Origin of the sequence: Sphingobium terrigena, from assembly GCF_003591655.1 — a bacterium.
Classification (GTDB): Bacteria; Pseudomonadota; Alphaproteobacteria; order Sphingomonadales; family Sphingomonadaceae; genus Sphingobium; species Sphingobium terrigena.
The window spans coordinates 48,819-75,068 of the sequence record NZ_QVRA01000020.1 but is presented as its reverse complement, the minus strand read 5'-3'; the positions used below and the strand labels follow the sequence as shown (position 1 = coordinate 75,068).

The following is a 26,250-nucleotide window of genomic DNA, read 5'->3' as shown; positions in this document are numbered from 1 at the left end:
CGGATCAGGCGGCGAGCTGTGAGGGCACCGCAGATACGGCGTCGCCTCCGGCATGGACCGGAGGTGGTCCATATTGTCCATCGAGCGTCATGCAGCTCGGCAGGCGTCCCGCCCATTTGAAGCCGATGGCGCCGAGCATGCCGGCGATGAGGTCGGTCTTCTTGCCGCCCAGGCGCTTGGCGAAGGCCTTTTCGCCCATATGCGCGATCAGGCCGCATTCCCGGGCGATGAACCTGAGTTCATCCTTGGTGTATCGCTCAAGAAAAGCCTTATCGACCTGCCAGACGGCGCGAAGATCGATGTCGAAGGCGCGCGCGAGGTCGGCAACATGGTCGAAACTGGCCACGTCCTTGGCGTAGGCCGCTCCGATTGCCGACAATATGGTGGCGGCCTGGACTTCCTCGAGTTCGCCGATCGCCCTGATTTTGGCGCAATAATCGAGGCCGGGAAAAGCGGCGTCGACCAGCAGGCCCGAGCGTGCCTTGAGCGTTTCGGCCTTAATCTGCGGCAACGTGCCCGTCATTGCGGCGATCAGGATAGTGTTTTGGGCATGTGCGCTATTGCCGGCAAGCGCCCTTGCAACCGCGGTGCGCCACATCGCTTCGCGCAGCTCGGTGGCACGGCCGGCGATCGATTGGGCGGTGACAGTAGATTTGGACGTCATCGGCGCGCTGTCCGATTTCCCGGGCGTAACGGACCGGGCAGATGCGAGCACCTGGCTTCCTTCAGGTGAGCAGGCCGCGTGGCCTGGCATTTCCTGGTCGACGTCCATGGCTTCATCGGCGACTTCGTCCGGCTCGTCATCGTCAGCATAGTCGTCTGCATCGTCATCTGCCGAGCGCGCAGCCAACCGTGCGGCCTTGTCGGCGCGCTCCTGTTCCTCGAAGCGGATCATGTCCGCCGTCTGGGTCTTGAGTTCGAAGCATGCCGCGTTGGTGCAGTGCCCGTCGTCGATATGGGTCTCGAAGAGAGCCCGCTGCGCCGCCGAATTGAACGGGCATGTCATGCATTCGCTCTTGTCGAAACCGGCGCTGGCGAGATCCTGCGTGACGCGCATCAGCAGGTCGCGTGTCTTGTTCACGTCGAGGCCGGAACTGAGGATCGTGTCGAGCGCCTTGTCCTGCTTGTCAGCAGGCACGGCGGCGAGCAGTTCGGCATGACCGACCTTGATCCGGCGTTCGTCGAGCGCGCACTTGACAGTATCAGAGAGGTGGGCGAGCGCCAGGCGGCGATCGAGCTTGGCTTTTGACCAGCCGAGCCGGCGCGCGGCTTCGGCCCGATCGTCCTGGCAGGCCGCGAGCACGCGCACGGCGGCATCGGCCTGCTCGGTTTCCGATGCGTCATCGCGCACGTCGTTCTCGTCGATCGCCGCCTCAAGGGCCTCCTGATCGGTCATCTCGCGGATGACGACGGGAATTTCCCCCTCAGGCCCAAAGGCTTCCAAAGCCGCCCGGTAGCGACGGCCGCCCGCGACTATAAGATAGCTGTCGCTCGCGTCCTTTGTCGGGCGAACCAGTATCGGCTGGAGCATTCCGCGCAGGCGCAGCGAGGCTACGAGCTCGTCATGCTTCCTGCTGTCGAAGTAACGGCGGGGATTGTATCCCGCCGAGATGTTCGCGAGCGGTAAAGTCGTGATGGGTGGGGGTGATGCGGCGATGAGGGCAGAGAGCCCTGTTCCCAGACGCTGGGTGCGATTGCGGGTCATGAGTCGGACCGAACGGTGGCGGAACGGCTGAGGCCAGGAATGCATGGGTTGTCGTAAACGCTGTTTACGGACATTTGCAGCGCCTGCTGGCGGGCGCTGAACCATGTCGAGGCGGTGACCGCGTAAATCTGGCTGGCAAAGTGCTCGCCGTCGCTGAAGAAGGCGACGTCCACGGTGAAATCATGCAGGCAAACATCGGATTGGGCGCGCATCGCCTTATCCTTTCATGAGCGATAGCCGCCCCGGTCGAAAACCGGCGGGGGCGTTGGACAAGAAATTGGGAAAGTCTAAAACCGGACGTCAGAGCGCCTGTTCGAGCAGCTTCCTGGCCTTGCCCTCGAGTTCGAGGCGGCTGTCCTGGTGGGGTTTTGAACGCGCCACGGCGGTGATGCCCTGCACGAAATCGTACAGGCTTTCGGGGGGATGTCCCTCCTCCGCCATCACCGTCTGGATGATCTTCGTCGTCTCGGCCTTCGAGAAGCCGCGGCGGCGCAGGAAGGTATCGCGGTCCTCATCCTTGCGCGCCACGATGCGGTCCCGTGCGGCCTTGATCCCGGTGATGAAATGCTGCGGCGAAGAATTCGCGAAATGCTCGAGCGCAGGCGCAGCCTGATGGGAGAAACGAGCGGCTGCGAATTTGGAGTGACGGATGTTCACCTCCTCGAAATTCTCGACGCCCCACAGGCACCTGTTGGCGCAAACCCCTCGCAGGTAGAAGGTGGCGATGCCGAGAGTTTTCGACCCCACTTCGGAGTTCCACGCATAGAACCCGCGAAAATAGAGGTCGGGATCGCCATTGGGCAACTTTCCGGCCTCGATCGGGTGCGTGTCGTCGACCAGAAATACGAACACATCCCTGTCCGAGGCGTAGAGCGTCGTCGTATCCGTGGTGATGTCGACGAAGGGGTTATAGGTCATACTGCCCCACTGGATCGTCCCGGGCACCTTCCAGCGTGTGTCACCGACACCGTCGCCGGCAAAAGCCATGATCGCCTGCACCAATTCCCAGTCGAAAATACGACCATACTCGCTGCCAGTAGCGGCACGCAGTTCAGTGCGGCCATCGTCGGTCTGAAGCAGTTTCACCTGTTCGCCGCGATGGGTGATGAGGCCGTGTTGCAGGTTGATCCCGGCCAGGGCGGCGGGAAGCTGACGTAGATAGGAGGCCGGCGCACCGACGAGGCTGGAGATCTGGCCGAAGGACCAGTTGGTCGGTGCGACAGACCGTTCATCCCCCGGCGCGATCAGCATCAGCCGTTCGGGATTGTCGCTCCTGGCTTCCACCCGGATCGCGCGACTTTCAACGATGCGCGTGGTTGAGCGCTCGGCGCGGGCGCGCACGCTGTCGTAGAGACTGGAAAGCGAAAGGAATTTCTCGTCATCGGGCCGTGAGAACCATTCCGAGGATACGCGGCCGCTGCGGCCACCGCGCGACACATCGATGCGATAGGGTGCGGACACGGGGGGCGTGTCGGTCATGCGGGCAAGGCTCGCCATGGGAACCATCTCCTGGAGCTAGAGGGGCAACGGGCCGATCCACGTTTCCCGTCACTTTCCCGCCCCTCCCTTCCCTTTCCGATATCTTGGGATCCTGACTTCGCAATGACCTGATTTGGCGCTAAGATAGCGTCCGCGTTCCAACCCTCCTTCTGGCTCATCCATCGATCGCCAGGAGGTCCTACTCGTGAAGACATTCGGAACATTGGCCCGGCTGACACGGCTGATGCTATCTGCGGGCCTGGGTACAAGGCGAAGCCTGGTAAACGCGTTCGGCCTGGAAGCCGTCGTGATTTCGATGGGCGTCGCCGGTCCCTATGCGCTGAAGCTGTTGATCGACGCGCTGGATGGACCGGCGAGATCGCCCCTGCAGTTAGTCCTCTTCATCCTGCTGTTCGTAGGATGCTGGGCGGGCGCTTCCATCGTCGAAACGGCAAGACTCGCCTGCACAGCGGACATGGTCGATGCATTAGCACGGCACTTCACGACCCAGGCGCTTGCCGCCGCCCTGCCGGACATCACGGCGGCGCGCGACAGTCAGAGCGGACGGGTGCCCGGCATGCTGGAGCGGTTGCCCTATAGCCTGACGTTAGTCGTGGAAGGATTGATCTGGCGGCTCGGGCCGGTGTTCCTACAGGCTATCGCCAGTCTTGCAGTGATCGCCAGCCTGATTCAGCCTCGTTATGTGCTGGTGCTGGCGCTTACGCTTCTGGGATTCGTCGGCGCGACCTGGATCGGGGCCAGACGCCACCGCGTGCACGCGGACGCGACCAATGCGGCGGCATCGCATGTGTCCCGCACGATCGGTGACATCGTCCGCAATGCCCGCCGCGTGGTGCTAAACGGCGCTCTCGATCGTGAACTGCGTTATGCCGACGATATATTGAGGGCGAAACGGCAGGCCACCGCCAGCATGTACCGTTCGCTGACCGTCATGGCGGCGCTACAATTCTGCATTTTCGGCGTCGGACTTGTGGCGCTGTTGATGCTTGCCGGCCTTGATGTAGGCAATGGACACATGACCGCAGGCGACTTCGTCCTGTTGCAGACCTATGCTTTTAGGCTGACGGTTCCGCTGAGCGCGCTGGGTTATATCCTCGCGCAGGCCGGTGTCGCGATCGCCAACATCCGCGACGTCCTGGCATTCACGAACGCCCATGAAGTGCCGAGAACCACGCAGCTCGGTCCCACAGGTGCTGCGGATCTGACGGTCGAAGACGTTAGCTTCTGCTACGGCGACAACATGCCGGCTATTAACGGCGTTTCGCTTTTTATCCCGGCGGGCCGCTTCGTCGCGATCGTCGGCCCCAACGGCTCGGGCAAATCTACCCTTGCACAGCTGCTGGCCGGCGTGCTCACGCCTAGCTCGGGGAAAGTCGAGATTGCGGGGGTCGATATTGCAACGATCCCATGGGAAAAGCGTCACCGCAATATTCTCTATGCGCCGCAATTCATCGGCCTCTTCAATCGGTCGTTGCGGGAAAACATCCTCTATCCCCCGGCGAGCCAGGCGATCCACGAGGTCGAGAAACTGCTTAACGTCTGGCGTTTCTATGAGCCGGGGAGACCAATCGACTTCGAGATGGAATTGGGAGAGCAAGGCGAGCGTCTGTCGGGAGGTCAGATCCAGAAGCTGGAGCTCGCGCGGTTGGCCGGTGTGGATGTGCCGGTCATGATCCTAGATGAGAGCACGTCTGCGCTCGATCCGTCCAGTGAGGCGAGTGTCATTACGAGATTGCGGAGTCGGGCCAGGAACGCGACGACATTGATCATGATCACCCATCGCCTCGCCACAGCGAAGGCCGCCGAACAGGTTCTCTTCGTACGCGGCGGGCAGCTGGTTGGCAGCGGCACCCATGGTGAACTGATGCGGCGGTGCGCATCCTACCGGAACCTGTGGCTCGCTCCAAAAGAGCGGGGATAATCGTCAGTTGGCCTGGACGATGCCTGCACTTCTGTTGAAACAGTGCATATATTTCCGGAAACAGAGAGATAAGGCAAGACGGAGCTCATCAGGGCACCACCTTCCAAGGTCCGCGGCAGAGAACGCGCGGTCGGCTTCAGACCGTCCTGGTCCCTTCGGTACCATATTGACTTGCGGTCGCCCGCCGGGTCGAACGACATAGAGCGGATTTCCGCAATGGATGATCAAGGGGACTGAAGTTTGAGTGCAGAAAAGGCTCGCCCCTATTTTCAAAATTCGATCGCGCAACTGGAGGCAATTTTCCGGACCTCTCCGTCGGACGCGGCTATCCTTCGTCTTCTTGACCATGAACTGAGTTTTCGTACGACGGATCGAGCAGCGCGCTTGAGCGCCAGCATTGCAAACGCCCTTGCGACGGAGCCGACGAGCAAAACGCCACTGGCCAACGCACCCGAGCGCTCCGAGACGCGATTTTCGCGCCCACCGAGCACGGCCTCTGACCCGTTCGCTGGCAACGCAGCGCCATCCTCTATTACATCCTTGCCGCCCGTCCTGGCGTTGGGCGATTTGCCGTCCGTCGCGACGCCGGACCATGACAATACGCCCGCCGGCATGCTCGCGGCCTGGACCGCTTTGGAAGCACTGTCGCCACAGACCTATAGAAGGCCCGAAGACCTTGCCTCCGGCGATCGCAGCTGTGTCGCCGATCTCTCACGAGGCCAGGTCCCTTGGGGCAAGGGTGAGCGGTCGCGCCCCAAGCGGCAGCTCTATTATCAGGTGATCCTCGGCGCGATCCCGATGGATCGTGCGACCGCAGATCTGGTCAAGGCCTTCGGCGCAGATGAAGAGCGGAGCACGCGGCAGCGGGAGAAGGCCGCGATCGGCGCGGTCATGGTCGACAAGAACGGCGTCCTCCTTGAGGACAACAGCATCGCGGTCTCAAGCTTCGCCTGGGCGCTTCCCCTGGCGCTCAAGCTGAAGCTGGGCGCGCTCGGCGCATGGCCTCGTATCGAGGTGCGGATCATCGAGGCGCTTGAGAAAATCCTGCGCCGCACAGACGACGCAGGAAACCCGGTCCCCCTGGATCTCGCGACGATCGACCAGGCGCACCGCTGGCTCGTCGCCCAGTTCGGCATTCCTGACCATCTAATCGAGCCGCCGAGCTTTGCCCTGAGGGTCTTCCACTATTTCAAAGCGAGAAATCCGCCCGAAGTCTCGCTACTCAATTCCTTTTTCATGGGCGACCTTTCGAAAGCGGCCGATCTGTGCGCGAAGGGAGAGTTACCCGGCGGCCTTCGTCAGTATCTGGGTATGGATGCGCCCAGCAGGACGATCGACCTGTTCTCGGACAGGGCCGCGCTCGCGTCGGCCGTGGCCCCGGCCAGAACGCCCGCGGCGCGCTGGCCAAGCCCTGGTGGCCATCCCCTGGTCCTGTTGCAACAGGCCGCAGTCAATCTCGCCCGTTCGGCACTGACCGACGGCGGAGGGGTGATCGCCGTTAATGGTCCTCCTGGAACCGGGAAGACCACCCTTCTTCGCGACATCCTTGCCGCAACCGTGCTCGATCGCGCGATGGCGATGGCGTCGTTCGACGACCCTGCAAAGGCCTTTACGCCTTCAGGAGAGCGACAGGCGTTCGGTCCCAAAGCCTTCTTTCATCTCTATGTGCTGGACCCGTCGCTCAAAGGCCATGAAATGCTGGTCGCCTCCAGCAACAACAAGGCAGTCGAGAATGTCAGTCGTGAGCTTCCGGCAGCCAAGGCCGTTGGCCGTTCGACCAACGACATAAGCTATTTCAAATCCATCAGCGACCTCGTCTATAGCCCGCGCGCGTCGATCGAGGATGAAGATGGTCCCGCCGTTCCGATGGAGCCCGCTGACACCTGGGGCCTGATCGCGGCCGTGCTGGGCAACGCGCGCAACCGTGGAGCTTTTCAGCAGAGCTTCTGGTGGCATGAGGACTGGGGGTTTCGCACCTACCTCAAGGCCGCCAAGGGCGACCCGGTCATTCAGGAGATCAGGGATCCCGAGACAGGAAAGGTCATCGAGCGCCGCACCCCGCCCGTTGTGCTCGCCGAGCAACCGCCCTCGCCCGCATTCGCCTTGAGAAACTGGCGCAAGGCGCGTGACCGCCTGCTCGCACTCAAACAGACGGTAGATGGGCGATTGGCGGCGCTGGAAGCCATTCGGCTTCTCTGCGTTCGGCTGGCGGAAACCCGAAAGGCGGTCGCAAGGGACGAAGCGGAACTGGCGCAGACGTGCTCGCGTCGTCCGGCACTCTATAGCCGCCGATCCGAGCGGCAGATCGACGTTGAGAATGCCGAGCGCGTCCATCGCGAGCGGAGCGCCGCGATTGCGGCACATCGCACCGAACGACCCGGCTTCTTCTCACGCGTGTTCCGCACGGCGCGATGGGCGGCCTGGACCTCCGCCCAGGCACCTCTGGTCACGGCCCAGGCGCAAGCCCGGACAGCCCTACGCGCCGTCGAGCGTGCGTTCGCCGAGGCTGAGGCCGCTCTTGCCGCTGTGGATCAGGATATCGCCGGACGAGAAACACGGCTCGCCGCGCCGCGGGCGGTGGCGACGCAATTGGCAAGCGAGATCGACCGCCATCGTCCTGAACTGGGCGACCGCATCATCGACGACGCCTTCTTCGCCCGTGGCCACGAGGCGTCGAACCTTGAAGCGCCGTGGATCAGCGACGCCGTCCATCGTCTCCGCGAAGACCTCTTCATCGCCGCGCTGGACGTGCACAAGGCCTTCATCGACGCCTCGGCGCAAAAGATGCTGCACAATCTCAGCGTCCTGATGGACGTCTTTTCCGGTGGAGCGCCCCAGGATCCGGCGAAAAAGGCGCTGCTTGGGGACCTATGGGCGACCCTGTTCCTGGTCGTACCGGTCATTTCGACGACTTTCGCCTCGGTCGAGCGCATGCTGGGCGACCTGCCGATCGGCAGCATAGGCTGGCTGTTGGTAGACGAAGCGGGACAGGCGCTGCCCCAGGCGGCAGTCGGCGCGATCCTGCGCGCACGCCGCGCGATCATCGTCGGGGATCCGTTACAGATACCGCCCGTCGTTGCCCTGCCCGAGCGCCTGAATGCCGAGATTTGCCGACACTTCAGGGTCGACAAACCAGTCTGGGCGGCACCGGAAGCGTCAGCGCAGACTCTGGCGGATCGCGCTTCGCCCTATCAGGCCGCGTTTCGCTCGGACCAGGGTTCACGCCGGGTTGGTATTCCGCTACTCGTTCACCGCCGTTGCCAGGAACCCATGTTCGGCATCTCCAACAGGATCGCCTATGACGGCCAGATGGTCCATGCGCCCGGCCCTCGCCAGAGTGCGATCGGCCGGGCCCTCGGTCCTTCCCGATGGGTCGACGTCGACGGCGAGGCGGACTCCAAATGGTCCCCTGACGAGGGCGAGCAGGTCGTCTCGCTCATTCGGCAGATCATCGACGCCGGTGTGGTCAGCCCGGACCTGTTTGTCATCACCCCTTTCCGCATCGTGGCTCAGGAGATGCGTCGCCGTTTGGAAAAAGAGAGGGCGATGTTCGCTGCGGCCGGGGTCGACATCCGGGAATGGTCCAGCGACCGGATCGGGACCATTCATACGGTTCAGGGACGGGAGGCGGAGGCGGTCATTCTGGTTCTGGGCGCGCCGAAGGCCTCACAAAATGGCGCGCGCGACTGGGCGGCTGGCACACCGAATATCCTCAATGTCGCCGCTTCCCGGGCCAAGCAGCATCTTTATGTCGTCGGGTCTCATGGCGCCTGGTCCGGCGTGGGTCATGCCCGGGACCTCGCAGCCATGCCGCGCGAGCGACCCTGACGTCGGTTTACACCGTCGGCTGGCGGTTCACCGCACGCTTCCTTGCGCGGACTTTTAACGGTATGCGCCCTACGGTGACGATGCGCAGGCCGTGAATCCAGGCCGCCGATCCAAGCCGGTCAGGCAGCTTGCCATTCGTATAGGAGGTGGTCATCGGGGCCATATTCCGAACCGATAGCGATCCTGACCAGGCGCCCGTCGCAGGCAAAGGCGGATGCCCGTGGAAAGGACAGGTAGGAACGCCCTTCCAGAATCAGGTCGCCGGACCGCACTTTGGTGATCTCGCGGGTCGTGCCCAGCAGGCGATGGCCGGCCGGTGCATCGACCAGTTTCAGTCGGTCGCCTGCCTTGATACGCTTCTTGAACGCCGCCAGCGATATAACCGTGTCGACAGGGTTGCGGATACCTTGCCGCTTGGCGAGCGCCGCCCAATAGGCCTGGCCGATGCGCACCTCGCAATAGAAGCTGCACGACCAGAAATCCTGCAGCGGATTGGTGCGGGTGAAGCCGAACCTTTCCATCTGATCACGGACCTCGACGATGAAGGCGTTTTGCGCATCGCGGCCGGTGAGAACAGTCGGCGTATCGAGAACTTCCGCGATGACCTTGCGCCCGCCGGAGAACTTTTCCGTGCGGATAGTAAAGGTTGCTTCGGCGAAATGCTGTGCCAGATTGTGCTCGATCCGCGCGGCGAGCGACGTCAGTGCTTCGCCGGCGCGATAGAGATCGCCCTCATAATGGAAGTTGCCGCGTTCGTCATGGTCGGTCTGGCTGTACAGGCGCACGGATGCGCCCGGCGCGGGAGCGTCGGTCATATGCTATATCCTCCGGGATGCGGGTTGTTAGGGAGAAACCGGGACTATTGCTGGAACCTATATGCAAGGCCGGCGGACGGGGATCTGATCGAAATCCTGCTATCGTGGATTAGGGAGAGCCGCGCTTCGGGCATCGACCCAGTCGAGATAGCCCAAGCGGGTATCGTCATTGGCCACTTCGCTTCTCCAGTCGGACAGGGGATGCGCGGGCTCTTCGATCCAGGGATCGCGATGAGTGGCGGGGCGGAGCGTCCTCGCCAGACGTTCGCGCGTGGCGCCAAATTCGATCCGGTCGACGAAGATGGCACACCATCCGCCACCGATGCCGTCGGCGCGCGGGCGCGAACAGCTATAGCTCCATTCAAACCCAATTGGGGCTTCAGATAGCGTCTGCCGGCAGCAGCGCTGCACCAGGGCTGCAATCGTGTCCGGCTGAAAATCCGTATCGCCGAAGATAGTTACCAGACATGTACCCGCGCCGCTGATCTCGATTTCCGCGCCGAATGTTGGGAAGTTCGGATCGTCGAATATCTCGAGCAGGCCGTTGAACGGATTGCCGAGGTCAGTCGGCGGAAAGGCCGCGAGAAACTCGGCACTGGATTCGCCTGGCGCCGCCTTGTCGCCGAGGTCAGCGGCATGTTGCCACGCTTCCTCGATGAGCGCGCTCTCCGCCGCGGTGCAGGTGAACGAGAAAGAACCCTGAACATAGTAATCAGCCATGGGCGGCCTCCACTGCTTCGCAGTCGGCAGGATCCTCGTCGATGATCGCCAATGGCGGCGGATTGAAATGCGCACGAGCATATTCAGCCTCGATCGCATCCATAGATCCGAGTTCGCGAATCCGTTCGATCGAAAAGATCAGCGTGTCTTCCTCGGTGGTGAGGAAACTTTCTTGTTCCCCAGGCCCGAAGTAGATTTCCCGGTCTGACGGGAAGCTTCCACTGTAGCCGGCCCGCCAGCGAACATAGGATAGCCCAAGCGACCGGCAACATTGCTCGATCTCGTCGAAGCGGCCCTCGGCGACCTCATGATCCATCAGGCATAACGGACCGGTGGCCGGTAGGTCGGCGGGATCGAACGGAGTGCCATCCCAGTCGATGGCGGGATCATCGTCAGCGATCGCAGATATGAGTTCCGGGTACCGGCTGCGGGACAAGACCCCGCCGATCTGGATATGGGCGGACACGCGGTTGGCCATGAGCTGTCTTTCGCAAAATCGAGACCATTCATTCGATCTCGTCTCCGCCCTCCCCTCTCCCTCTCCCATTGCTGCTGTTCAATTTGCAACGGCAGCCCGCACAAGCGATATACATTCCCGGCTTGTGGTCATCGGCGCTTCGCGTTTAGATGTTCCGCAACGTTTTTGTGCCAGAGGCGTCCATCTCCTTCTTCCTCGATCTGGAGTTTTCCATGTCCGATGCCATCGAACCTGATTTCACCGCGATGACGGTCCAACTACTGAGCGCCTATTTCGCGAACAATCAGGTACCGGCCTCCGATATTCCCGCGATCATCGAAACGACACGCACGGCGCTGGAGCGCAAGAGCGCCGTCACAACGCCCGCGGAACCGGATCATGTTCCGGCCGTATCGGTCCGCAAGAGCCTGGCGTCGCGCGACCACATCATCAGCTTGATCGACGGCAAGCCCTACAAGAGCCTGAAGCGCCATATCGGCAGGCATGGCCTCACCCCCGCCGAGTACCGGGAACGCTACAGTCTGGCGAAGGACTATCCGATGGTCGCGCCGGGCTATTCCGAGCAGCGCCGGGAGGTGGCGCATCGGCTTGGGCTCGGCCGCAAGAAGGTGGAGGCCACTGATGTTACTGTTGCTGCCAAGCCCGAGACGCCCGTTGCGGCCGCTCCGGCCAAGCGTGCGATAGTAGCGGCAACGGACAGTCCATCAGTCGACGCAGCGAGCGAGAAGCCGGTCAAAGCCAAGCCCGGCCGCAAACCGCGAGCCAAGCCCGGCGCAGAAAGTGTGAAGGAAGCCCTAGCCCCGGCACCGGCCGTCAAAGCCGGCAGAGCCTCTAAAGTCGCAGGAGCCAAGCCGGACAGCAAACCAAAAACCGGCAAGCGAGTGACCAAAGCGAAGGCATCTGACCCTGCGGTGGAAACTGCACCCGATACGGAACCCGCCAGCGTTTGAAGCAACCGGCACGGGTGAGGTCTGGAGATTTGACCTCGCCCGTCCGATCAGTTGCTGAAAATGAGCGATGCGTAATTGCTGGCGCCGTGCAGGATGTGGATGATGGCGATGCGTGCGCCATCGACCCGGTAGAAGATCACATAGTTTCCGTGCAGTCGACGCCGGATACCTTGTCTCTCGAAGGCGGCGGGCATTTGAAACCGCTCGGGGCTAGTGCCAAGATCAAGGCATGCGGTCCGTAATTCCCTGATGAAGCTCAGGGCTCGTACGGGATTGTCGCGGGCGATATAGTCGCCGATTGCCTCAAGATCGTCTTCAGCCGCCTTGGCAAATTCGACGATCATTCCGCGCTATGCTGCATCGCCTGATATTTGGCCTCAAGCCGGTCGAAGACGTGCTCGGCCGTCGTGGTGCGACCGGCTTCCATATCCAGGAGGCCGCGAGCGATGGACGCCTGCAAAGCCGAAAGCCGCGTTTCGCGCTCCTGGATCAGGCGCTCGCCTTCGCGGAGAACTTCGCTCTTTGAATTGTAGCGACCGGTTTCAACGAGACCGGTCACAAAAATTTCGAGCTGCTGGCCCGATCGGCGCTGATCATGACTGGAATCCTTCAAGGCTTATGCTAGCTAGATAGGCTTCTTATCAACTGTTATTAAGCCCACCGCCTTTTATGGCCGTCAAACGTCCGCAGCAATCTTCTCGAGGATCGTACGCGCATTGTCGGGCGGCAGAAACAGTCTAGTCTTGAAGCTCAGGACCTCGCTGAACGCACCGCAGGATTTGAGCCAGTTGCGATGTTCGGGTGCATAGTCACGGATTTCTAGACGCCGGCTGTTATTGACCGTCGCCATGACCAGCCTCGCTCCCTTGAGGCCCGGGATTGGAACACCGCCTGTAGCTTCCGCGCCGCGCAGCAATTCGTCGGGCGAGAGGCTTGTCGTGTTCCCGCTCAATCCAAATTCCGACTGGAGCCGAGTGAGCGCGCGCGGGTGAATGATGCGACCCAGGATCGTCGTGTCGGCGCCATTGTCGATCCGCCAGACACGGACATCGTCCCCAGGCAGCTTGTGCCAGACCGGCAGGAGAAGGCCGGTTGCGACATGGACGGTTTCGGTGTCGACCTTTGCCAGTGCTTCACGGCATTCCGCATCCCATAAATCCCGAAATCGATCATGAGCAATCGGCTTCCAGTGGCTGAGCGCGAGTTCTCCTTCACTGATCCGCGAGGATCCTGTCGGGCGTTCGAGCGACAGCATCGGGATGACACGGCCCTCCTCATCGGTAATCGACCAGGACGGCACGCCCAGCGCGACACGGCCGGATCGCCCATTGTGCAGAAAGCCAATGCCGTCGGTGTTGCCCCAGATCCGCATCAGCCGATCCCAACTGGTGATGCGAGGCTTGAGATGAAGTTCGAGGTGGAGCAGCCGCGTCTCGGCGCCGGTTCTCGGGTCGACACGCAGGCACTGGTCGGCCAGCGTCACGATCTTCTCGGCCCGGATGGTTTCGACGCCGACATCGAGCGTCCCAGCCTCACGTGCCGCATCGGCGCGGGCCTGGATAAGACCCATATATTCCTCGAAGATCGCGTTCTGCACAGCGATGCGCAGCGCCAGCAACCGGTTGAGCCAGCGCTGGATCGGCGGCAACCGTTCCAGCAGCACGCCCTGATCGTCGACCAGCTTGAGGCCGGTCATATCCTGGAAATCGGCCAGCGTGACGCTGGCGAGTTTCCCGCCGTGCAGGAGACGGTACCACTGCGCCAGCGCCTCGCGCGCCAGGTCGCTTTCAAGATTGTCACTCGGGTCGAACAGGCCCTGCCCGCCGGTCTGGCGCTGCCCGCGTGTCAGGGCGCCCAGACTATCAAGCCGCCGCGCGATGGTGGAGATGGCACGGCGTTCGCCCTTGCAGTCGGTTACCACCGGGCGAAATATCGGCGGCACCGTCTGGTTGGTACGGTGGCTGCGCCCGAGCCCCTGGATCGCAACGTCGGCTCGCCACCCCGGCTCCAGCAGAAAGTGGATGCGCCGCTTGTCCCCTGCTTTGGAAGCGCGATCGGCATGATATGAACGGCCCGTGCCGCCGGCGGAACTGAACACCAGGATCGGCTTCACGCCATCCATGAACAGGCTGGTCTCGACGAGATTGGCGCGGGCGCTGCGGCGTTCTATAGCCTGACGTCCGTCGGGTTTGACAACGAGGCGGCGAGAGCGGCCGGTGATCTCGGCGACGTGGTCAGTTCCAAAATAGGCGATCAGCGTGTCGAGCGCGGCAGGCACCGGAGGCAGAGCGCAGAGCTGCTCGACCAGTTCGTCTCGCGCTGCAATCGCCTCCTGGCTGAGCACCGGCTGGCCGTCTGCATCGAGCATCGGCTCGGACCGATCAGCACCATCTGTGGTGCGAAATACACGCATCTGCTGGACAGGAAAAGCGTGACGGAGATATTCGACAAGGATCTCGAGCGGAGATACCTCCAGCGAGAGATTGGCGCGCTCCTCCGGCGTGAGTTCGGCAAGGCGCCGCTCGAGAATGGCTTCCGCCGTCGTGACCAGCTGGATCACCGCAACATGGCCCTGCGCGATTTCTCGCTCGATTTCCGGCAGCAGGGTGGGCATTTTCATGGCCACCAAAAGGGCGAGCCAGAACCTTTGTTTTGAACTTTCGAACCGGCTGAGCGCCGCCCCCTTGGCTCGCGAATTGAGTGTGGCCCCCGATAAGCGATCCACGATATTGGTTGCTTTGAGTACCGCCTCGAGGTGGCGGTGGACGATACTCCAGGCATCGGCGAATATGTCGTAGATCGCTATCTGCTCGGGCGTGAGCTTGTGGACCAGCGGTGCATATTCGACGCCGGTGAAGCTGAGCGCGCGGGCGGTGTAGAGGCCCATCGCTTTGAGGTCGCGGGCCACGATCTCCAGCGCCGCGACACCGCCTTCTTCCATGGAGGACAGGAAGATATCGCGATCCGCAAAGGCTGTGCCCGGTCCCCACAGGCCAAGGCGGGAAGCATAGCTCAGATTTTCAGGCTTTGTCGCGCCGGTCGCGGAAACATAGAGCACGCAGGCGCGTGGGAGGGCATTCTGAAGTCGAACACCGGCAAGCCCCTGCTCGGACCCGCGCGCCGTGCCGAACTCGGTTTCGGTGCCGGCGGCGTTGCCCATCTCGTGGGACTCGTCGAACACCAGCACGCCTTCGAAATCATCGCCCGCCCAGGCGATGATCTGCTGCAGACGCGATTGTCGATCATGGCGCGCAGAGCGCAGCGACGCGTAGGTCAGGAACAGAATTCCACTTGTCATGGTGATCGGGCTTCCGGGCGGAAAATTGTCGATCGGCTGGATATCGATGGACAGGCCGCCCAGCGCGGCATGGTCTCGCCTCGCATCTTCTAGCAAAGCTGTACCGCGGCTGATCCAGATTGCCTTGCGATGTCCCTGGTTCCAGCGATCGCGGATGCAGGCTGCGACCTCACGCCCCTTGCCCACGCCGGTGCCGTCGCCGATGAAGAAGCCGGCCCGGTAGATGTGTCCTCCAGCATTCTCTTCGAGGCGGTCACCTGCACCATTGGGCAGGAATCGTCCGGGTAGGTCACGCGAAAAGGCATCGCCCGCCAGAATCAAGGTTTCGAGCTGGGCATCGGATAGCGCCGCCACCGCGCGCTGCTGGAGCATGGGACGGTGGGTCGGTGCCGGCGGCGAAATCGAGGCCATGGCGATCGATTCGACCAGATCGTCGGGATGCGGCGTTGCCCCCTTGATCACGACACGAGCAAGGCGCCAAGGGGCATAGAGGCCGACCGGGGCGCACGGCGGCAGTGGCACGTCGAGAATTCGGTAATCGAGCGGCTGCGCCATGTCGCCCTGCGCGGCAATGCGGGAGGGTGGCGCGAGCTGGCGGGAGACGGTTCGCGCGAAAATGCTGTGCTGCGGTGGACATAGTAATGATGTGGGCCGTGCCATCGCGACAGGGGGCGTCGGCGGTGGCGGTTCTGCCGGATCGAGACGGCTCGGGATACGCAACACGATATCCAGCGCCGCATCGATCGTATCGGCGACATGCCTCTCCGGGTCTCCTGTCCAGCCCTTGTCGAAGACAAGCAGGCGCACGTCGATGCTCGTGCCATGCTTGGCATAGGAATTGCCGCCTATGGTGATCTCGACGCGCGGCGGCGTCAGTTCGGACACCATCGTATAGCCCAGGGCCGCCGTTCCATCGGCTGCGAAACTCGGCGGCATGATCGCGACGCAGCGGCCACCGGGCGCAAGCCTGGCCAGCGCGGCGCGCAGGTGACGGGCCCCTGCATGGCGATCGACGCCGCGCCCCGCGCTTCGGCTGAAAGGCGGATTGATGAGAACCAGCGTTGGCCGCGGCATGGCTGACAGAAGATCGTCGATATGCTCCCCGTCATGACGCGTGACGGGCTGTTCGAAGATGCGCGCGAGCAGATCGGCGCGCCTGGGATCGAACTCGTTGAGAAGCAACCGGGCGCCGATGCGCTTAGCGTGGACGGCGAGCATCCCCGTCCCGGCGGACGGTTCGAGCACGATGTCTTCGGGCCGTGCCGGCGCGGCGAGGCTCGCCAACCAGGCAAGCGTTACCGGCGTGCTGAACTGCTGGAGATCGACCTGGCGTTCGGACCGGTAGGTCTGGGTCGGCAGGCCGCGCTCGACCGCGCGCAGCCTGGCGCAGACGTCCGGCGCCGAATTGCTCTGAAGCAGCGCGCACTCGGCGTCTGCAAGCAGCATAACCTGCGCGGCCTCCAGCGCGTCATAGGCGTCCCGCATCGACCAGGCCCCATCGGCATCGTCGGCGCCGAACGCTTCGACCATAAACTTTTTGATAGCCTGGCGGGTGATCGAACCACCACCGCGCAAGCGCTGGGCGATCGATTTCGCCACGTCGTGCAAGCGCGATGGCATGTCAGCTTGTGGCGAGGGGGCGAACTGGAACAGATTCATGGGCACCTCGGTGGACTTTGGAAAACGCGCTCCTCCCTTCCCCTCTCCCCATCCAGCATGGCGTGGATATCCCGGAACAACGCGTTCGCTAGCCGGTGACGGCATCGCGCCCCGGCGCTAGAAGACGCCATGGCTTCCTCGCTCGACTATCTCGATGAACTCGACCGCCTGCTGCTCCACCAGGGCGAGGATTGCATGCTGTTGACCCAGTTGGACGGATTTCTTACCGGGATCATTCTCAGTCCCGACCTGATCAAGCCTGGCCAGTGGCTGAAGCTTGTCTGGGCCGGCGACGATGGCGAGGGTGTTCCCCGGTTCGATGACGTCGGCGGGATGCAGCATTTCATAGATCTGGTAATGCACCACTATCACGCGATCCTGACATCGCTGGCGCGACCGGGCGACTATGAACCGGTGTTGGAAATCGACACGCGATCCGACGAGACCCTGTGGGAAATGTGGGTCGAGGGTTTCGGACAGGCGATGGATATGAATCCTGACGGCTGGCAGCGCATATTGGCGGATGATGATCCCGGATGCCGCGCGGCGATCGAAGGCCTGCGGATGCTCCGTGCTTTTGCCGACGGCTCCATGCAGCTCACGCGCGTACAAGAGGATCGCTGGGACGCGGAAGCGCCCGACCTCATTCCGGCTTGGGTGGAAATGCTGCACCAATGGCGGCTGGAGAATGAGCCGAACCGGCCTTCAACGACCGGGTGCCAGAAGATTGGCCGTAATGATCCCTGCCCTTGCGGATCTGGACGCAAATACAAGAAATGCTGCGGCCTGAACTGAAAGGGACGCCGTGATCGGGGCCGAAACGAAAGCTCCGGCCCCGCGGGCGGTCAGGCCGCCTTTGCGAAGCCGTCTTCGCCGTCGCCTCCGGAGTCGGCGGGGGTATCGGTCTGCCCATGGGCTCCAGGCGCGTCCGGCAAGCCCCGTTCGAAGCCGCCTTGCGTAGCATCGAAGCGCATCGCATCGGGAAGCCATGCAAGCGCGCGTTGCTGGACTTCCGGTTCCATAATGACGTGTCCGCCGAAGAGCCGTTCGGCGGATGCGGCGAGATCATGCTTCTTCGATCCGGAATAGCGCAGGCGCAGTTCATCGCCACCGATCTCCTCGAACAGCGCGAGAATGGCGGGCTTGGTCAGCTTGTCGAAGAAGGTGAGCGCAGTCGGGCGCCACCAGGCGGCCACGTCGATACCGAGCTTGCGGCCCAGATGGTCGAGAAAGTCGGCGCCCTCGCCGCCGCCCGGAACCGAACGAAGCGTACGGGCGATCACCCAGCCTAGCCAGGCGCCCCGCGCATCGTCGGGGAGCGCGCAGAACGCATCATAGCGCTCCTCGATGGTGCTATGGCCAACCCAACTGCGATCGAGCGTCTCATCCAGTCTGGTCCATTCGACAGCAGCGGGCGTCTCCGGCTTGAAATCGGCGATGAGCGGTGACGGCAGGGATGCGTGAAGGTCGCTGGGCGTCGCGGAACCGGCGACCTGACATTGCTCGTCAGCCATGATGAACGTACCAAGATCGAGTGCAAAACCCGGATCGCTTGCGACATGGAGCGCGAGCAACTGGGTCTTCATCATCGCCATCATGTCGTAAAGACGCTGGGTGATCATTGGGCGCGCATCATCGGTGACCGCGCCCTCCTGAGCCTGCGCTTGGGCGTCACCCTCGCCACCATTCGCCATATCCACGCCCACCGTTTCATCGACAGGCGCAACGTAAAGCTGGTGATGGATTTGCGGGCGGCCATCGGGTGCGAGTACGACAAAAGCGAGCGCGGACGCTTTCTGCTCGGGGTCGTACCGCAGAGCGCCGTCGACGATAGTCGTCAACTCGGCACGCAGTCGCTGCTCGTGCGCGCCATCGTGTTCTTGGCCCTCGTGCTCCGGATCGTCGTCGATTTCGGCGATCTGGGTTTCGATCTCCCGCTTGCGGGCTTCCTGCTCGGGCGTCAGCGGCTCTGGTGCGCCGATCAGGGGCTGCAGGGCATAAGTCTCCATATAGGGAATGCGGGGACCAGCGACGACGCGTACCTCGCCCAGCCCTTCACGTGTCTGGATGGCCGCGGCTTCGGCGAGCAGTTTCCTCTCTGCCAGTTCGTCGAGGATATGGGTATCGACCCAGCGTTCATCGGCCGCGGTGGAGAAGAGGTCGGCATCCTCGACGCGGCCGCCCGCGGCGATATAGGCATCGCGCCCGACCAGCAGGGCCTTGGGGCCGTCCGCGCGATAGCTGTAATTTTTGAGCAGTCGCCGGATCTCGTTGATATTATCTCGTGACCAGGTTCCTCGCACAGCCTCCCAGACCGCTGTCTGGCGACCTGTATCAGCAGTCGTCGCATAGGCCTTGGCGATATCGAGCGTAATCTGTTCGGCTTCGAGTGCGGCGAAGATGGGATCGGCGAGATTGGCGAGCCGGAGCCGGCCCAGCACGAACCGCTCTTCGATACCGAAGCGCCTGGCGATATCGGCAGGGGTGCGGCCCTCGACTTCGATCAGGTCGCGAAACGCCATGCAATCTTCGGCCGGGGACATGGCCAGGCGGTCGTAGTTTTCGACAAGGCTGATTTCGCGCCCATCCCTGGCGTTGGACAGGATGAGAACCGGGACCTGATGATCGGCTGGCAGCGTTCCCTTCTCGATCAGTCGGTGGATGGCGTCGAGGCGGCGGCCGCCGGCCGTGACCCGATAATGCCCCTTTTTGCGCGCCACGGGGACGGCAACGAGGTTCTGGATAAGGCCGTGACTGGCGATGCTGGTTTCCAGCTCGGCATCGGCATGCGCATCGGTCCGCTTGCGGACATTGACCGGAGACTTAGCGAGGTTGCTGGCGGGCACGAGGATAGGTGTTGTGGTCATTCGTCAAAGCTCCACAGAGGCGGCCCGGGCATCGAACCGCACATCTCGCTCCTCCCCCCTTCTCTTTTCGTTGCCGTTTTCGCTCGTGACGACACGCAGCCTCAAAGCTATCAATCGTAGCTTCGTAATTTTAAGGAGGAAGTTTATGAACAATTCAGAACTGGCCGAGACGCTTACGGCTGCGCACGGACTGACGAAGGCTGACGCGCGCAAGCTCGTCGATGCGGTGTTCGGTGCCATTGCCGATGCAGCAGCCAAAGGGGACGAGATTTCGCTGAACGGCTTCGGCAAGTTCAAGGTCAAGGACACGCCCGCGCGCGACGGACGCAATCCGGCGACGGGCGAAACCATCTCCATCAAGGCGTCGAAGAAGCTGACATTCACACCTGCCAAAGCGGTGAAGGATCGCTTGAACGGCTGAGCAGCCCGCCGCCCTGTCGCTTTCCGGTAGGGCGGCTTCGCTATTTCGCGATTGTCAGGCAGCGCGTTCCTTCGCTTCCAGGACGTCAGCCCAGTCATTGAAGGGCGCCGGGGGCCAAGGGCTGATGATCTCAAGGCCGGGGCGTTCATAGGCGAGACGGGCGCGGCGATTGGCTTTCCATCCGGCCGCATCCCGGTCGAAAAGCAGAACGAGGCGTTTCAGCCCGCTGGGCAGCAGGATATGCGCCGCACGTTCGGCGCCGAGCGCCGCCCAGACAGGAATGCGGTGAAGGCGCATCGCGGCGAGCGCCGTTTCGATCCCTTCGGCGAGGCCAAGAACTGTGGTCGCGCCGGCAAGTTGCACGGCGCCGCGACCCGGCCGTCCAAGCATCAACCGTGGATCCGCCAGATCACCCGCTTTCAAGGCAGTCGTCGGATCGAGAAAGGTTCGGTGGACAGCGACGATCCGACGCCCTTCGCGGATCGCTGCAATCATCGCGGGACGGAATACGACGGTATTGCCACGCCCCAGCGGCGTACGGGCATTATAGCGCAAATCGTGCCAGGGCGGTAAGAGGAAACGACTGACGAGATAAGCTTGCACAGGAGTGTCTGCGATGGATGCGGATGTTTCCCAAACCCGCAGGCTAGGCCCGGGTCTGGGCCAGTCGATGTGCAATTTGCGTGGCGAAGCCGAGATCGGCCGCTCGGGAAGCCCAAGGTGCAAGCGCCGGATCGCCCGCAGGACGTCTATAGTGTCGCAACCCGCAAAGCACTTGAACAGCAATGCCTCGTTGCCCACACGGATCGACAGGCTGGGATTATGGTCATCATGAGCCGGACACAGACACAGGCCCCGGTCATTTCGCCATGTTCCTCCCAGTTGGCGGCACAGGTTTGCGCCCTGGGACTCCAGTTGGAGAGCTTCCATCGCAGCACGCTCTACGGCTGAGCCATTCATCATGTCTCATCAAGAGCCAGCGACAGTGCGAGAAGCGCCGCCGCCAACTCGCGCTGGACCTCAGCGACGTCGAGATCGAGCCTGGTGGCTATCGCTGGATAGGTGAGGCCCTCGACGCAATGGGAGAGATAGATGACGCGCCTTTGTTGCGGCAGCTCCGCAAGGGCACTCCGTAACTTCGCCTCTTGCTTCGCATCGCCGGAGTCCAAGGCGTGCTGCTCGACCCAAATCCATCCTCTGACCCACACGCCCTGAGGAGTCTCCTCAACACGGGTTTCGTCGGCGTCAATGCGCAGCACGGGCGCACCTTCCAGCCTGGCTCTGGCGACTGCAATTGCTGGATGGCGGGCATCGCCCAGTCGATCGGCAACGCCGGTAAGACGACGAAAAAACGGCGGGGCTTTGCCGCGAGACCAGGACCAAGCCCCGCCGAACAGATAGGCTCCAAGATCTTGAAGTAGTGAAACTATCTTAGAATTGTGCATGGTGGTTCATTCCTGCCGGATACTCCCTGTCCCGTCCCACCCCTCTCCTTTCCCAAGCCATGTGGTCCGAGCATCGTGCTCTTCGTCATCGTCGCATTTTAAGGGGATTTTCGAGTGCCCGCGTTCGTCACCCATTTGCGGCTCGGGCGATGGAACCGATATCCATCCGTTGGACGCCGCGAGGACCGTCTGAGCCATTGCTCGATTGCTTGTGAAATATCCTGTCAAACGGGACGCAGCACAGCTATGTTTTAGAAAGGTTTTTATTTGAAACAGAATGGAGGCGCTCGGAGGCTGCCAACAGATTGATTGAAGTGGAAGGAGAGGACGCAGCTTGCGATCGCTGTAAATCGGCGAAGGGGGAACCGCCCTTGAACGAGAACGACTATTCAGAGATATTCGAGCGGCTCAGCCCTCGAAAGGTCGATTGTCTGCGAGAGGCCGCTAAAGGCAGCTCCTCAAAAGAGATCGGGCGTGCTTTGGGCATCTCACCCAACACGGTCAACAATCACATCCTGGAAATCCGCAGGCAGCTCGACAATGTGTCGAAGTGGAAGGCGGCACAACTCTTCTTGGAATGGGAAACCCGTAAGGGGGGGCAAAATATACCCCCCCAACCAATGGTTATTCCCGATAACCCGAATCCCATGCCAACTGGTCCTACCGAAACCCAAGCGGACGACCAGGCGACGCAAGGAGAAGCGGAAGATTTTTTCGCGAATGAACAAAAGCCATATGGCGTTCGCGACCGAAGCTTTTTCCTGCTCGATATTGTACCGTTCCGCGTAGCCGGGAGGCAACGCAATGAGCTGAGCGGACCTTACATACTGATCGTTTTTGCGATCCTCACCACCTTGATGCTCTTTGCCGTAGGCGCCGGGTTTTCCTTGCTGTTGGCGCTCAACGGTCTTGTAGAAAGATAGAGCAGCAATCCACAAAATCCATCGACGTGACCTGCTCCGGGCGGAGCGGGAAGGAGAAACCATGCGCGCTCAACGCCAATCCATCGCCAAACATGTAGCCGAACGACTGTTCGCCGCCGAAGAGGCCATCGATATCGCAGCTGCCCGTATTGCCGAACTAAACGCGGCGCTACCACTCGCACGGCTGGATGCTCGCCTCTCGGCCATGATCGGCCAGAATGCTATTCAAAGCTCGGCTTCGGCGATGTTGCTCGTCGCCGAGACGCGCGAAAAAATCGTCACGACCCATGCCAATCTCAAGCAGGCGAGTGATGCGATCGGGTTACCGGAGACCAGCTATGGCGACCTACTCAAGGTGGCATCGGCGGAACACCGGCCTGAGGGACAACATCTTCGTGCGGTGTGAGGTATGTGCCGAGGGAAATTGACGAACCGTTACATTTATCGTTCCCTCAGCCCATGACGAGACAAGCCCTGTTCCTGGCATTTCTGCTGTTGAGCAGCGCCTTTGCCTTTCGAAAGGGTGACCAACCCGAAAAGATCGGTGCGGTCACCCTTTTACTAGGCGCAAGCCTGACGGTTCTTGTCGCTTCCCCGCTCGGTACCCGCTTTCAGGATGTCGAAGCCGGCATTCTCGTGATCGACATATCGATACTGGGCATTTTCTTATGGCTTTCAATTCAAAGCACCCGTTTTTGGCCGATCTGGATCGCCGCGATACTGGGCGCGGAAGTTATCGTCCATGTTGCGCTCGCGATTGCGCCCGAAGTTGTTCCCCGAGCCTATATGCACGGTCTGGCGTTATGGGGCTGGTTTGCTCAACTGGCACTCGTGATCGCGACATGGCGGCACCGGAGGCGACTGAAGCGCCTGGGTGCCGACGCGCCCTGGAAGAGCTGATCAGCCTTACCTCTCCCGCACGCGCCCAGGAGTTCTCTGAGCGTCTCTTCGCACGCTTTGGTTCACTCGGCGACGCGGTATCGGCGCGTTCAGCAGAGCGGATCGAATTGTTAGAGGATTCGCTCGAAATCGAACAAACCTTCCTCTGCTTCAGACGGGCGATGACCCAGATGCTCAGGGGACAACTCATGCAGCGGCCCATATTGTCCAGCGATGAGCATGTGCTGGATTATCTGCGCGGCCGCATGGCCTATGAGCCGATCGAACAGCTGCGGGTGTTGTTCCTCAACGCAAACAATGAGTTGATTGCGGACGAGGTGCTGGGCGTGGGAACAGTCGCGGCCGTGCACGCATGGCCGCGCGAAATCCTCAAGCGCTGCCTCGATCTCGAAGCGACGGCGATTTTGCTGGTCCACAATCATCCATCCGGCTGCCCGAGGCCATCAAGGTCAGATCGGGATTTAACGGAAAGGATCGCAAAAGCGGCGAAATGTCTCGACGTCGTCGTCCATGATCATCTGGTCGTGGCCCGGAATGGTACGACGAGCTTTCGAAAGGCAGGTTATCTGTGACCGGTACATATTGCCTTGCTGGCGTGGCCTGCATGAGCCTCAAATCCGGATCGCATCTTAAACTTGGGTCCGGAGGCCGTTCATGTTCTCCGCGTCAATAGCGTCGATAGACAAGCGCCGTGACGATGCCTGGTCCCCGGCCAGCCGCGCAACGGCATGTCGGACCTTTCTGAAAATGGTGGCCATCCTCAGCAGCAAGATGGGAACGAAGCTATCGTCGAGCCCCTATCTGGCATATTTGCTCGAAATCTATATCGCCGGAATCGACGGTGAAAGGATATACCCGGCTTGCCTGTCGCCCGAGCATGCATCATCGACAGCACATCGTCGCTCGACCCGGCTGGAGGAATTGGGGGCTATTTTGCGCGAGGATGATCCCTCGGACGGCCGATGCACCAATCTCAAGCTAGCGCGTCCGACGAAGCAGGTTCTGGAACACGCAATCGATTTGCTGATCGGGCAATGCCTAAGCCTGAGTTCGGAAATCTGCGCGTCTGGCCAATCGGGAACCTTGATGCCGATCATGGAGATGAGGTACGATCAGCGTGTTGGTACCATTCGGGATGTTGGTGACATGACCATCTTGCGAGGCAAGGTCATTGCGGGAGGGCGGATTGCCCTTCCCGCCGATATTCGTCGTTCGCTTGGCCTGCAGAATGGCGACACTGTTCTCTTCGAGGTCAACGGCGACGAAGTGCGAATTCGTCCCGCCCGCTCCGCGCTTCGACGAGTGCAGGAGCGTTTGCGTGCCTTTGCACCCAAGGAGGGGCTTGTGTCCGAGGAGTTGATCGCTGAGCGACGGGCCGAGGCGGCACGTGACTGATGTCGATGCAAAGGCCGTTTTCGTTCTCGATGCCTCAGCCCTACTGTGCCTGCTGTTTGGCGAACCGGGCGCAGACCAAGTGGAAATGCGATTGACCGGTGCTCTGGTGTCGGTGGTGAACTACCATGAGGTGCTGGCGAAGCTCACCGATCGCGGCGTCGATGCCGCAGAGGCGCAGATGATGCTGGCCGAACTCGATATCGACATTGTACCTGCTGATCGTGGTCAGGCCGACGTTGGCGGAAAGCTCCATCCCGAAACGCGCGACATTGGCCTGTCGCTTGGCGACCGGTCCTGCCTGGCGCTAGCGCTGTGCCGAAACGCTACCGCGGTAAGCGCCGACCGGGCATGGGAAGCGCTGGATGTCGGCGTGGTGGTCGAACTGGTGCGATGACCGGCATGGCGGATAATGGAAAGCGGAATGAGAAACTAAGCTGATGCGTACCGATCTCAATCATCTTCCGATCGCCAAGCAGCGCGAACTCGACCGCGTCGTGGAAATGCTTTTTCAAGGCTTTCGCGAGGCGACGCAGGAGGCGAAAGGCCGGCGCAAGTCTGCCCGGATTCTCAAGGTCATCTTGTTTGGATCCTATGCGAGGGGTGATTGGGTCGATGCTCCCTTCGACGCGAACCAGTTCACATCGGATTACGATATCCTGGTCATCGTCAACCAGAAGGAATTGACGGACGGCGCTCTCTATTGGGAAGAGACGGAGCAACGCCTGTTCGACGCCTATCAGGTGGAGAAGATCATCCGTACGCCGGTCAATTTCATTGTGCATACGTTGCAGCAGGTGAATGACGGCCTGTCCCATGGAAGACCTTTGTTCACCGAGATAGCCAAGGATGGCGTAGTCCTGTACCAATCGGACGATCGGCCCCTCGCTAAACCCAAGCCGAAGACGCCTGAACAGGCGCATCTTATGGCAAAGGAATATTTCGAGGATTTATTTCCCGGGGCAATGTGGCGGTTTGAATTGGCCAAAATTAGCCTTGCCAATAATCGATTCAGCGATGCCGCTTTTGATTTTCACCAGACGACTGAAAAACTATATAAATGCGTTTTAGCAACGCTCACATTCTATGTTCCTCGCAGCACGAATATCGTGTTTCTCAGGGGCTTGGCGGAAGGGCTTGATAGACGGCTATTTGATGCCTGGCCCCGCGCGATCCATGCCGATCGCGCCATGTTCCAGAAACTGAAGGACGGGTATCGCAAAGGCAAGTATTCAAGGCATTTTGATATTTCATCCGAAGAGCTTGAATGGCTCATCGAGAAAATAAAAAACCTCGGCTCCATTGTGTATGAGGTCTGTTCGGAACATATTACAGAGTTGAAGCTCGACGCGGAAAAGTCGGAAAATTCAAAAACAACGCCCCTATAAGTAGCAATGCAAATAGATTGGCAACGCCGCATGCCTATCC

The 26,250-nt window shown here is 61.4% G+C and carries 24 protein-coding genes; 12 read left to right on the top strand and 12 right to left on the bottom strand.

Annotated features, from left to right (window positions below):
• Positions 1-4: 4 nt before the first annotated feature.
• The 3 genes from D0Z70_RS18205 to D0Z70_RS18195 form a co-directional block, all read right to left on the bottom strand.
• Positions 5-1,705, bottom strand: coding sequence for a PRTRC system ParB family protein (locus tag D0Z70_RS18205; RefSeq protein WP_119748866.1), 1,701 nt, complete (start codon positions 1,703-1,705; stop codon positions 5-7).
• Positions 1,702-1,917, bottom strand: coding sequence for a hypothetical protein (locus tag D0Z70_RS18200; RefSeq protein WP_119748864.1), 216 nt, complete (start codon positions 1,915-1,917; stop codon positions 1,702-1,704). Before D0Z70_RS18200 ends, D0Z70_RS18205 begins: the two co-directional genes overlap by 4 nt.
• Before the next feature lie 88 nt (positions 1,918-2,005).
• Entirely contained in the window at positions 2,006-3,202 is a 1,197-nt protein-coding gene (locus D0Z70_RS18195; RefSeq protein WP_119748862.1) for a DUF932 domain-containing protein, read from the bottom strand.
• 187 nt (positions 3,203-3,389) lie between these two features.
• Here D0Z70_RS18195 and D0Z70_RS18190 point away from each other — a divergent pair, with 187 nt between their 5' ends.
• Together D0Z70_RS18190 and D0Z70_RS18185 are read left to right on the top strand one after the other, a co-directional pair.
• Positions 3,390-5,126, top strand: a complete 1,737-nt coding sequence (locus tag D0Z70_RS18190) for an ABC transporter ATP-binding protein (protein WP_119748860.1) — start codon at positions 3,390-3,392, stop codon at positions 5,124-5,126.
• A 240-nt stretch (positions 5,127-5,366) separates the two neighbouring features.
• The gene (locus D0Z70_RS18185; protein WP_119748858.1) at positions 5,367-8,954 is read left to right on the top strand and encodes a DEAD/DEAH box helicase; all 3,588 of its coding nucleotides are present in this window, start codon (positions 5,367-5,369) and stop codon (positions 8,952-8,954) included.
• Between the two features lie 119 nt (positions 8,955-9,073).
• Here D0Z70_RS18185 and D0Z70_RS18180 read toward each other — a convergent pair whose 3' ends face one another.
• The 3 genes from D0Z70_RS18180 to D0Z70_RS18170 all read right to left on the bottom strand — a co-directional run bounded on the left by D0Z70_RS18180 (position 9,074) and on the right by D0Z70_RS18170 (position 10,967).
• Positions 9,074-9,769 carry a hypothetical protein gene (locus tag D0Z70_RS18180; RefSeq protein ID WP_119748856.1) on the bottom strand — a complete coding sequence of 232 codons (696 nt, stop codon included), beginning with the start codon at positions 9,767-9,769 and terminating at the stop codon, positions 9,074-9,076.
• Between the two features lie 99 nt (positions 9,770-9,868).
• On the bottom strand, positions 9,869-10,489 hold the full coding sequence (locus D0Z70_RS18175) for a hypothetical protein (RefSeq protein ID WP_119748854.1): 621 nt from the start codon (positions 10,487-10,489) through the stop codon (positions 9,869-9,871).
• Positions 10,482-10,967, bottom strand: coding sequence for a hypothetical protein (locus D0Z70_RS18170; protein ID WP_119748852.1), 486 nt, complete (start codon positions 10,965-10,967; stop codon positions 10,482-10,484). Before D0Z70_RS18170 ends, D0Z70_RS18175 begins: the two co-directional genes overlap by 8 nt.
• A 149-nt stretch (positions 10,968-11,116) precedes the next feature.
• Here D0Z70_RS18170 and D0Z70_RS18165 point away from each other — a divergent pair, with 149 nt between their 5' ends.
• Positions 11,117-11,917 (top strand): MucR family transcriptional regulator, encoded by an 801-nt coding sequence (locus tag D0Z70_RS18165; protein ID WP_239019014.1) that lies wholly within the window; start codon positions 11,117-11,119, stop codon positions 11,915-11,917.
• Positions 11,918-11,964: 47 nt separating this feature from the next.
• Here D0Z70_RS18165 and D0Z70_RS18160 read toward each other — a convergent pair whose 3' ends face one another.
• The 3 genes from D0Z70_RS18160 to D0Z70_RS18150 all read right to left on the bottom strand — a co-directional run bounded on the left by D0Z70_RS18160 (position 11,965) and on the right by D0Z70_RS18150 (position 16,874).
• Positions 11,965-12,261, bottom strand: a complete 297-nt coding sequence (locus tag D0Z70_RS18160) for a type II toxin-antitoxin system RelE/ParE family toxin (protein ID WP_119748850.1) — start codon at positions 12,259-12,261, stop codon at positions 11,965-11,967.
• On the bottom strand, positions 12,258-12,476 hold the full coding sequence (locus D0Z70_RS18155; protein WP_239019013.1) for a type II toxin-antitoxin system ParD family antitoxin: 219 nt from the start codon (positions 12,474-12,476) through the stop codon (positions 12,258-12,260). Before D0Z70_RS18155 ends, D0Z70_RS18160 begins: the two co-directional genes overlap by 4 nt.
• 117 nt (positions 12,477-12,593) lie before the next feature.
• Positions 12,594-16,874: a strawberry notch-like NTP hydrolase domain-containing protein gene (locus tag D0Z70_RS18150; RefSeq protein ID WP_119748848.1), complete on the bottom strand. Its 4,281-nt coding sequence runs from the start codon at positions 16,872-16,874 to the stop codon at positions 12,594-12,596.
• A gap of 129 nt (positions 16,875-17,003) precedes the next feature.
• Here D0Z70_RS18150 and D0Z70_RS18145 point away from each other — a divergent pair, with 129 nt between their 5' ends.
• On the top strand, positions 17,004-17,669 hold the full coding sequence (locus D0Z70_RS18145) for a UPF0149 family protein (protein ID WP_119748846.1): 666 nt from the start codon (positions 17,004-17,006) through the stop codon (positions 17,667-17,669).
• Between the two features lie 50 nt (positions 17,670-17,719).
• Here the strand turns inward: D0Z70_RS18145 and D0Z70_RS18140 are convergent, their stop codons facing one another.
• The gene (locus D0Z70_RS18140) at positions 17,720-19,741 is read right to left on the bottom strand and encodes a ParB/RepB/Spo0J family partition protein (RefSeq protein WP_119748844.1); all 2,022 of its coding nucleotides are present in this window, start codon (positions 19,739-19,741) and stop codon (positions 17,720-17,722) included.
• Positions 19,742-19,886: 145 nt separating this feature from the next.
• On the opposite strand from D0Z70_RS18140, the gene D0Z70_RS18135 reads away from it, so the two are divergent.
• A complete protein-coding gene (locus D0Z70_RS18135; RefSeq protein WP_119748842.1) occupies positions 19,887-20,162 on the top strand; it encodes an HU family DNA-binding protein in 276 nt (91 codons plus the stop codon).
• Between the two features lie 54 nt (positions 20,163-20,216).
• On the opposite strand, the gene D0Z70_RS25845 is transcribed toward D0Z70_RS18135, so the two are convergent.
• Both D0Z70_RS25845 and D0Z70_RS18125 read right to left on the bottom strand, forming a co-directional pair.
• On the bottom strand, positions 20,217-21,092 hold the full coding sequence (locus D0Z70_RS25845) for a DUF7146 domain-containing protein (protein WP_119748840.1): 876 nt from the start codon (positions 21,090-21,092) through the stop codon (positions 20,217-20,219).
• Positions 21,093-21,121: 29 nt separating this feature from the next.
• Positions 21,122-21,607, bottom strand: a complete 486-nt coding sequence (locus tag D0Z70_RS18125; protein WP_119748838.1) for a sigma factor-like helix-turn-helix DNA-binding protein — start codon at positions 21,605-21,607, stop codon at positions 21,122-21,124.
• Between the two features lie 371 nt (positions 21,608-21,978).
• On the opposite strand from D0Z70_RS18125, the gene D0Z70_RS18120 reads away from it, so the two are divergent.
• From D0Z70_RS18120 to D0Z70_RS18090, 7 genes are all read left to right on the top strand, one after another.
• Positions 21,979-22,530 (top strand): helix-turn-helix domain-containing protein, encoded by a 552-nt coding sequence (locus D0Z70_RS18120; RefSeq protein WP_220475670.1) that lies wholly within the window; start codon positions 21,979-21,981, stop codon positions 22,528-22,530.
• A 61-nt stretch (positions 22,531-22,591) separates the two neighbouring features.
• Entirely contained in the window at positions 22,592-22,936 is a 345-nt protein-coding gene (locus tag D0Z70_RS18115) for a hypothetical protein (RefSeq protein WP_088184961.1), read from the top strand.
• 53 nt (positions 22,937-22,989) lie between these two features.
• Positions 22,990-23,430 (top strand): hypothetical protein, encoded by a 441-nt coding sequence (locus tag D0Z70_RS18110; RefSeq protein ID WP_119748834.1) that lies wholly within the window; start codon positions 22,990-22,992, stop codon positions 23,428-23,430.
• A complete protein-coding gene (locus D0Z70_RS18105; protein ID WP_182914023.1) occupies positions 23,373-24,002 on the top strand; it encodes a JAB domain-containing protein in 630 nt (209 codons plus the stop codon). The genes D0Z70_RS18110 and D0Z70_RS18105 overlap by 58 nt, the downstream gene beginning before the upstream one ends.
• Positions 24,003-24,084: 82 nt before the next feature.
• The gene (locus D0Z70_RS25220) at positions 24,085-24,825 is read left to right on the top strand and encodes an AbrB/MazE/SpoVT family DNA-binding domain-containing protein (protein ID WP_220475669.1); all 741 of its coding nucleotides are present in this window, start codon (positions 24,085-24,087) and stop codon (positions 24,823-24,825) included.
• A complete protein-coding gene (locus tag D0Z70_RS18095; RefSeq protein WP_239019011.1) occupies positions 24,818-25,219 on the top strand; it encodes a type II toxin-antitoxin system VapC family toxin in 402 nt (133 codons plus the stop codon). The genes D0Z70_RS25220 and D0Z70_RS18095 overlap by 8 nt, the downstream gene beginning before the upstream one ends.
• 43 nt (positions 25,220-25,262) lie before the next feature.
• Positions 25,263-26,210 carry a HEPN domain-containing protein gene (locus D0Z70_RS18090; protein WP_119748828.1) on the top strand — a complete coding sequence of 316 codons (948 nt, stop codon included), beginning with the start codon at positions 25,263-25,265 and terminating at the stop codon, positions 26,208-26,210.
• Positions 26,211-26,250: the final 40 nt, after the last annotated feature.

Bases quoted from the DNA above. Each gene is read 5' to 3' on its own strand.
- D0Z70_RS18205 (WP_119748866.1), bottom strand. From the start codon at position 1,705: ATGACCCGCAATCGCACCCAGCGTCTGGGAACAGGGCTCTCTGCCCTC.
- D0Z70_RS18200 (WP_119748864.1), bottom strand. From the start codon at position 1,917: ATGCGCGCCCAATCCGATGTTTGCCTGCATGATTTCACCGTGGACGTC.
- D0Z70_RS18195 (WP_119748862.1), bottom strand. From the start codon at position 3,202: ATGGCGAGCCTTGCCCGCATGACCGACACGCCCCCCGTGTCCGCACCC.
- D0Z70_RS18180 (WP_119748856.1), bottom strand. From the start codon at position 9,769: ATGACCGACGCTCCCGCGCCGGGCGCATCCGTGCGCCTGTACAGCCAG.
- D0Z70_RS18175 (WP_119748854.1), bottom strand. From the start codon at position 10,489: ATGGCTGATTACTATGTTCAGGGTTCTTTCTCGTTCACCTGCACCGCG.
- D0Z70_RS18170 (WP_119748852.1), bottom strand. From the start codon at position 10,967: ATGGCCAACCGCGTGTCCGCCCATATCCAGATCGGCGGGGTCTTGTCC.
- D0Z70_RS18165 (WP_239019014.1), top strand. From the start codon at position 11,117: ATGTTCCGCAACGTTTTTGTGCCAGAGGCGTCCATCTCCTTCTTCCTC.
- D0Z70_RS18160 (WP_119748850.1), bottom strand. From the start codon at position 12,261: ATGATCGTCGAATTTGCCAAGGCGGCTGAAGACGATCTTGAGGCAATC.
- D0Z70_RS18150 (WP_119748848.1), bottom strand. From the start codon at position 16,874: ATGAATCTGTTCCAGTTCGCCCCCTCGCCACAAGCTGACATGCCATCG.
- D0Z70_RS18145 (WP_119748846.1), top strand. From the start codon at position 17,004: ATGGCTTCCTCGCTCGACTATCTCGATGAACTCGACCGCCTGCTGCTC.
- D0Z70_RS18140 (WP_119748844.1), bottom strand. From the start codon at position 19,741: ATGACCACAACACCTATCCTCGTGCCCGCCAGCAACCTCGCTAAGTCT.
- D0Z70_RS18135 (WP_119748842.1), top strand. From the start codon at position 19,887: ATGAACAATTCAGAACTGGCCGAGACGCTTACGGCTGCGCACGGACTG.
- D0Z70_RS25845 (WP_119748840.1), bottom strand. From the start codon at position 21,092: ATGGAAGCTCTCCAACTGGAGTCCCAGGGCGCAAACCTGTGCCGCCAA.
- D0Z70_RS18125 (WP_119748838.1), bottom strand. From the start codon at position 21,607: ATGCACAATTCTAAGATAGTTTCACTACTTCAAGATCTTGGAGCCTAT.
- D0Z70_RS18115 (WP_088184961.1), top strand. From the start codon at position 22,592: ATGCGCGCTCAACGCCAATCCATCGCCAAACATGTAGCCGAACGACTG.
- D0Z70_RS18110 (WP_119748834.1), top strand. From the start codon at position 22,990: ATGACGAGACAAGCCCTGTTCCTGGCATTTCTGCTGTTGAGCAGCGCC.
- D0Z70_RS18105 (WP_182914023.1), top strand. From the start codon at position 23,373: ATGGCGGCACCGGAGGCGACTGAAGCGCCTGGGTGCCGACGCGCCCTG.
- D0Z70_RS25220 (WP_220475669.1), top strand. From the start codon at position 24,085: ATGTTCTCCGCGTCAATAGCGTCGATAGACAAGCGCCGTGACGATGCC.
- D0Z70_RS18090 (WP_119748828.1), top strand. From the start codon at position 25,263: ATGCGTACCGATCTCAATCATCTTCCGATCGCCAAGCAGCGCGAACTC.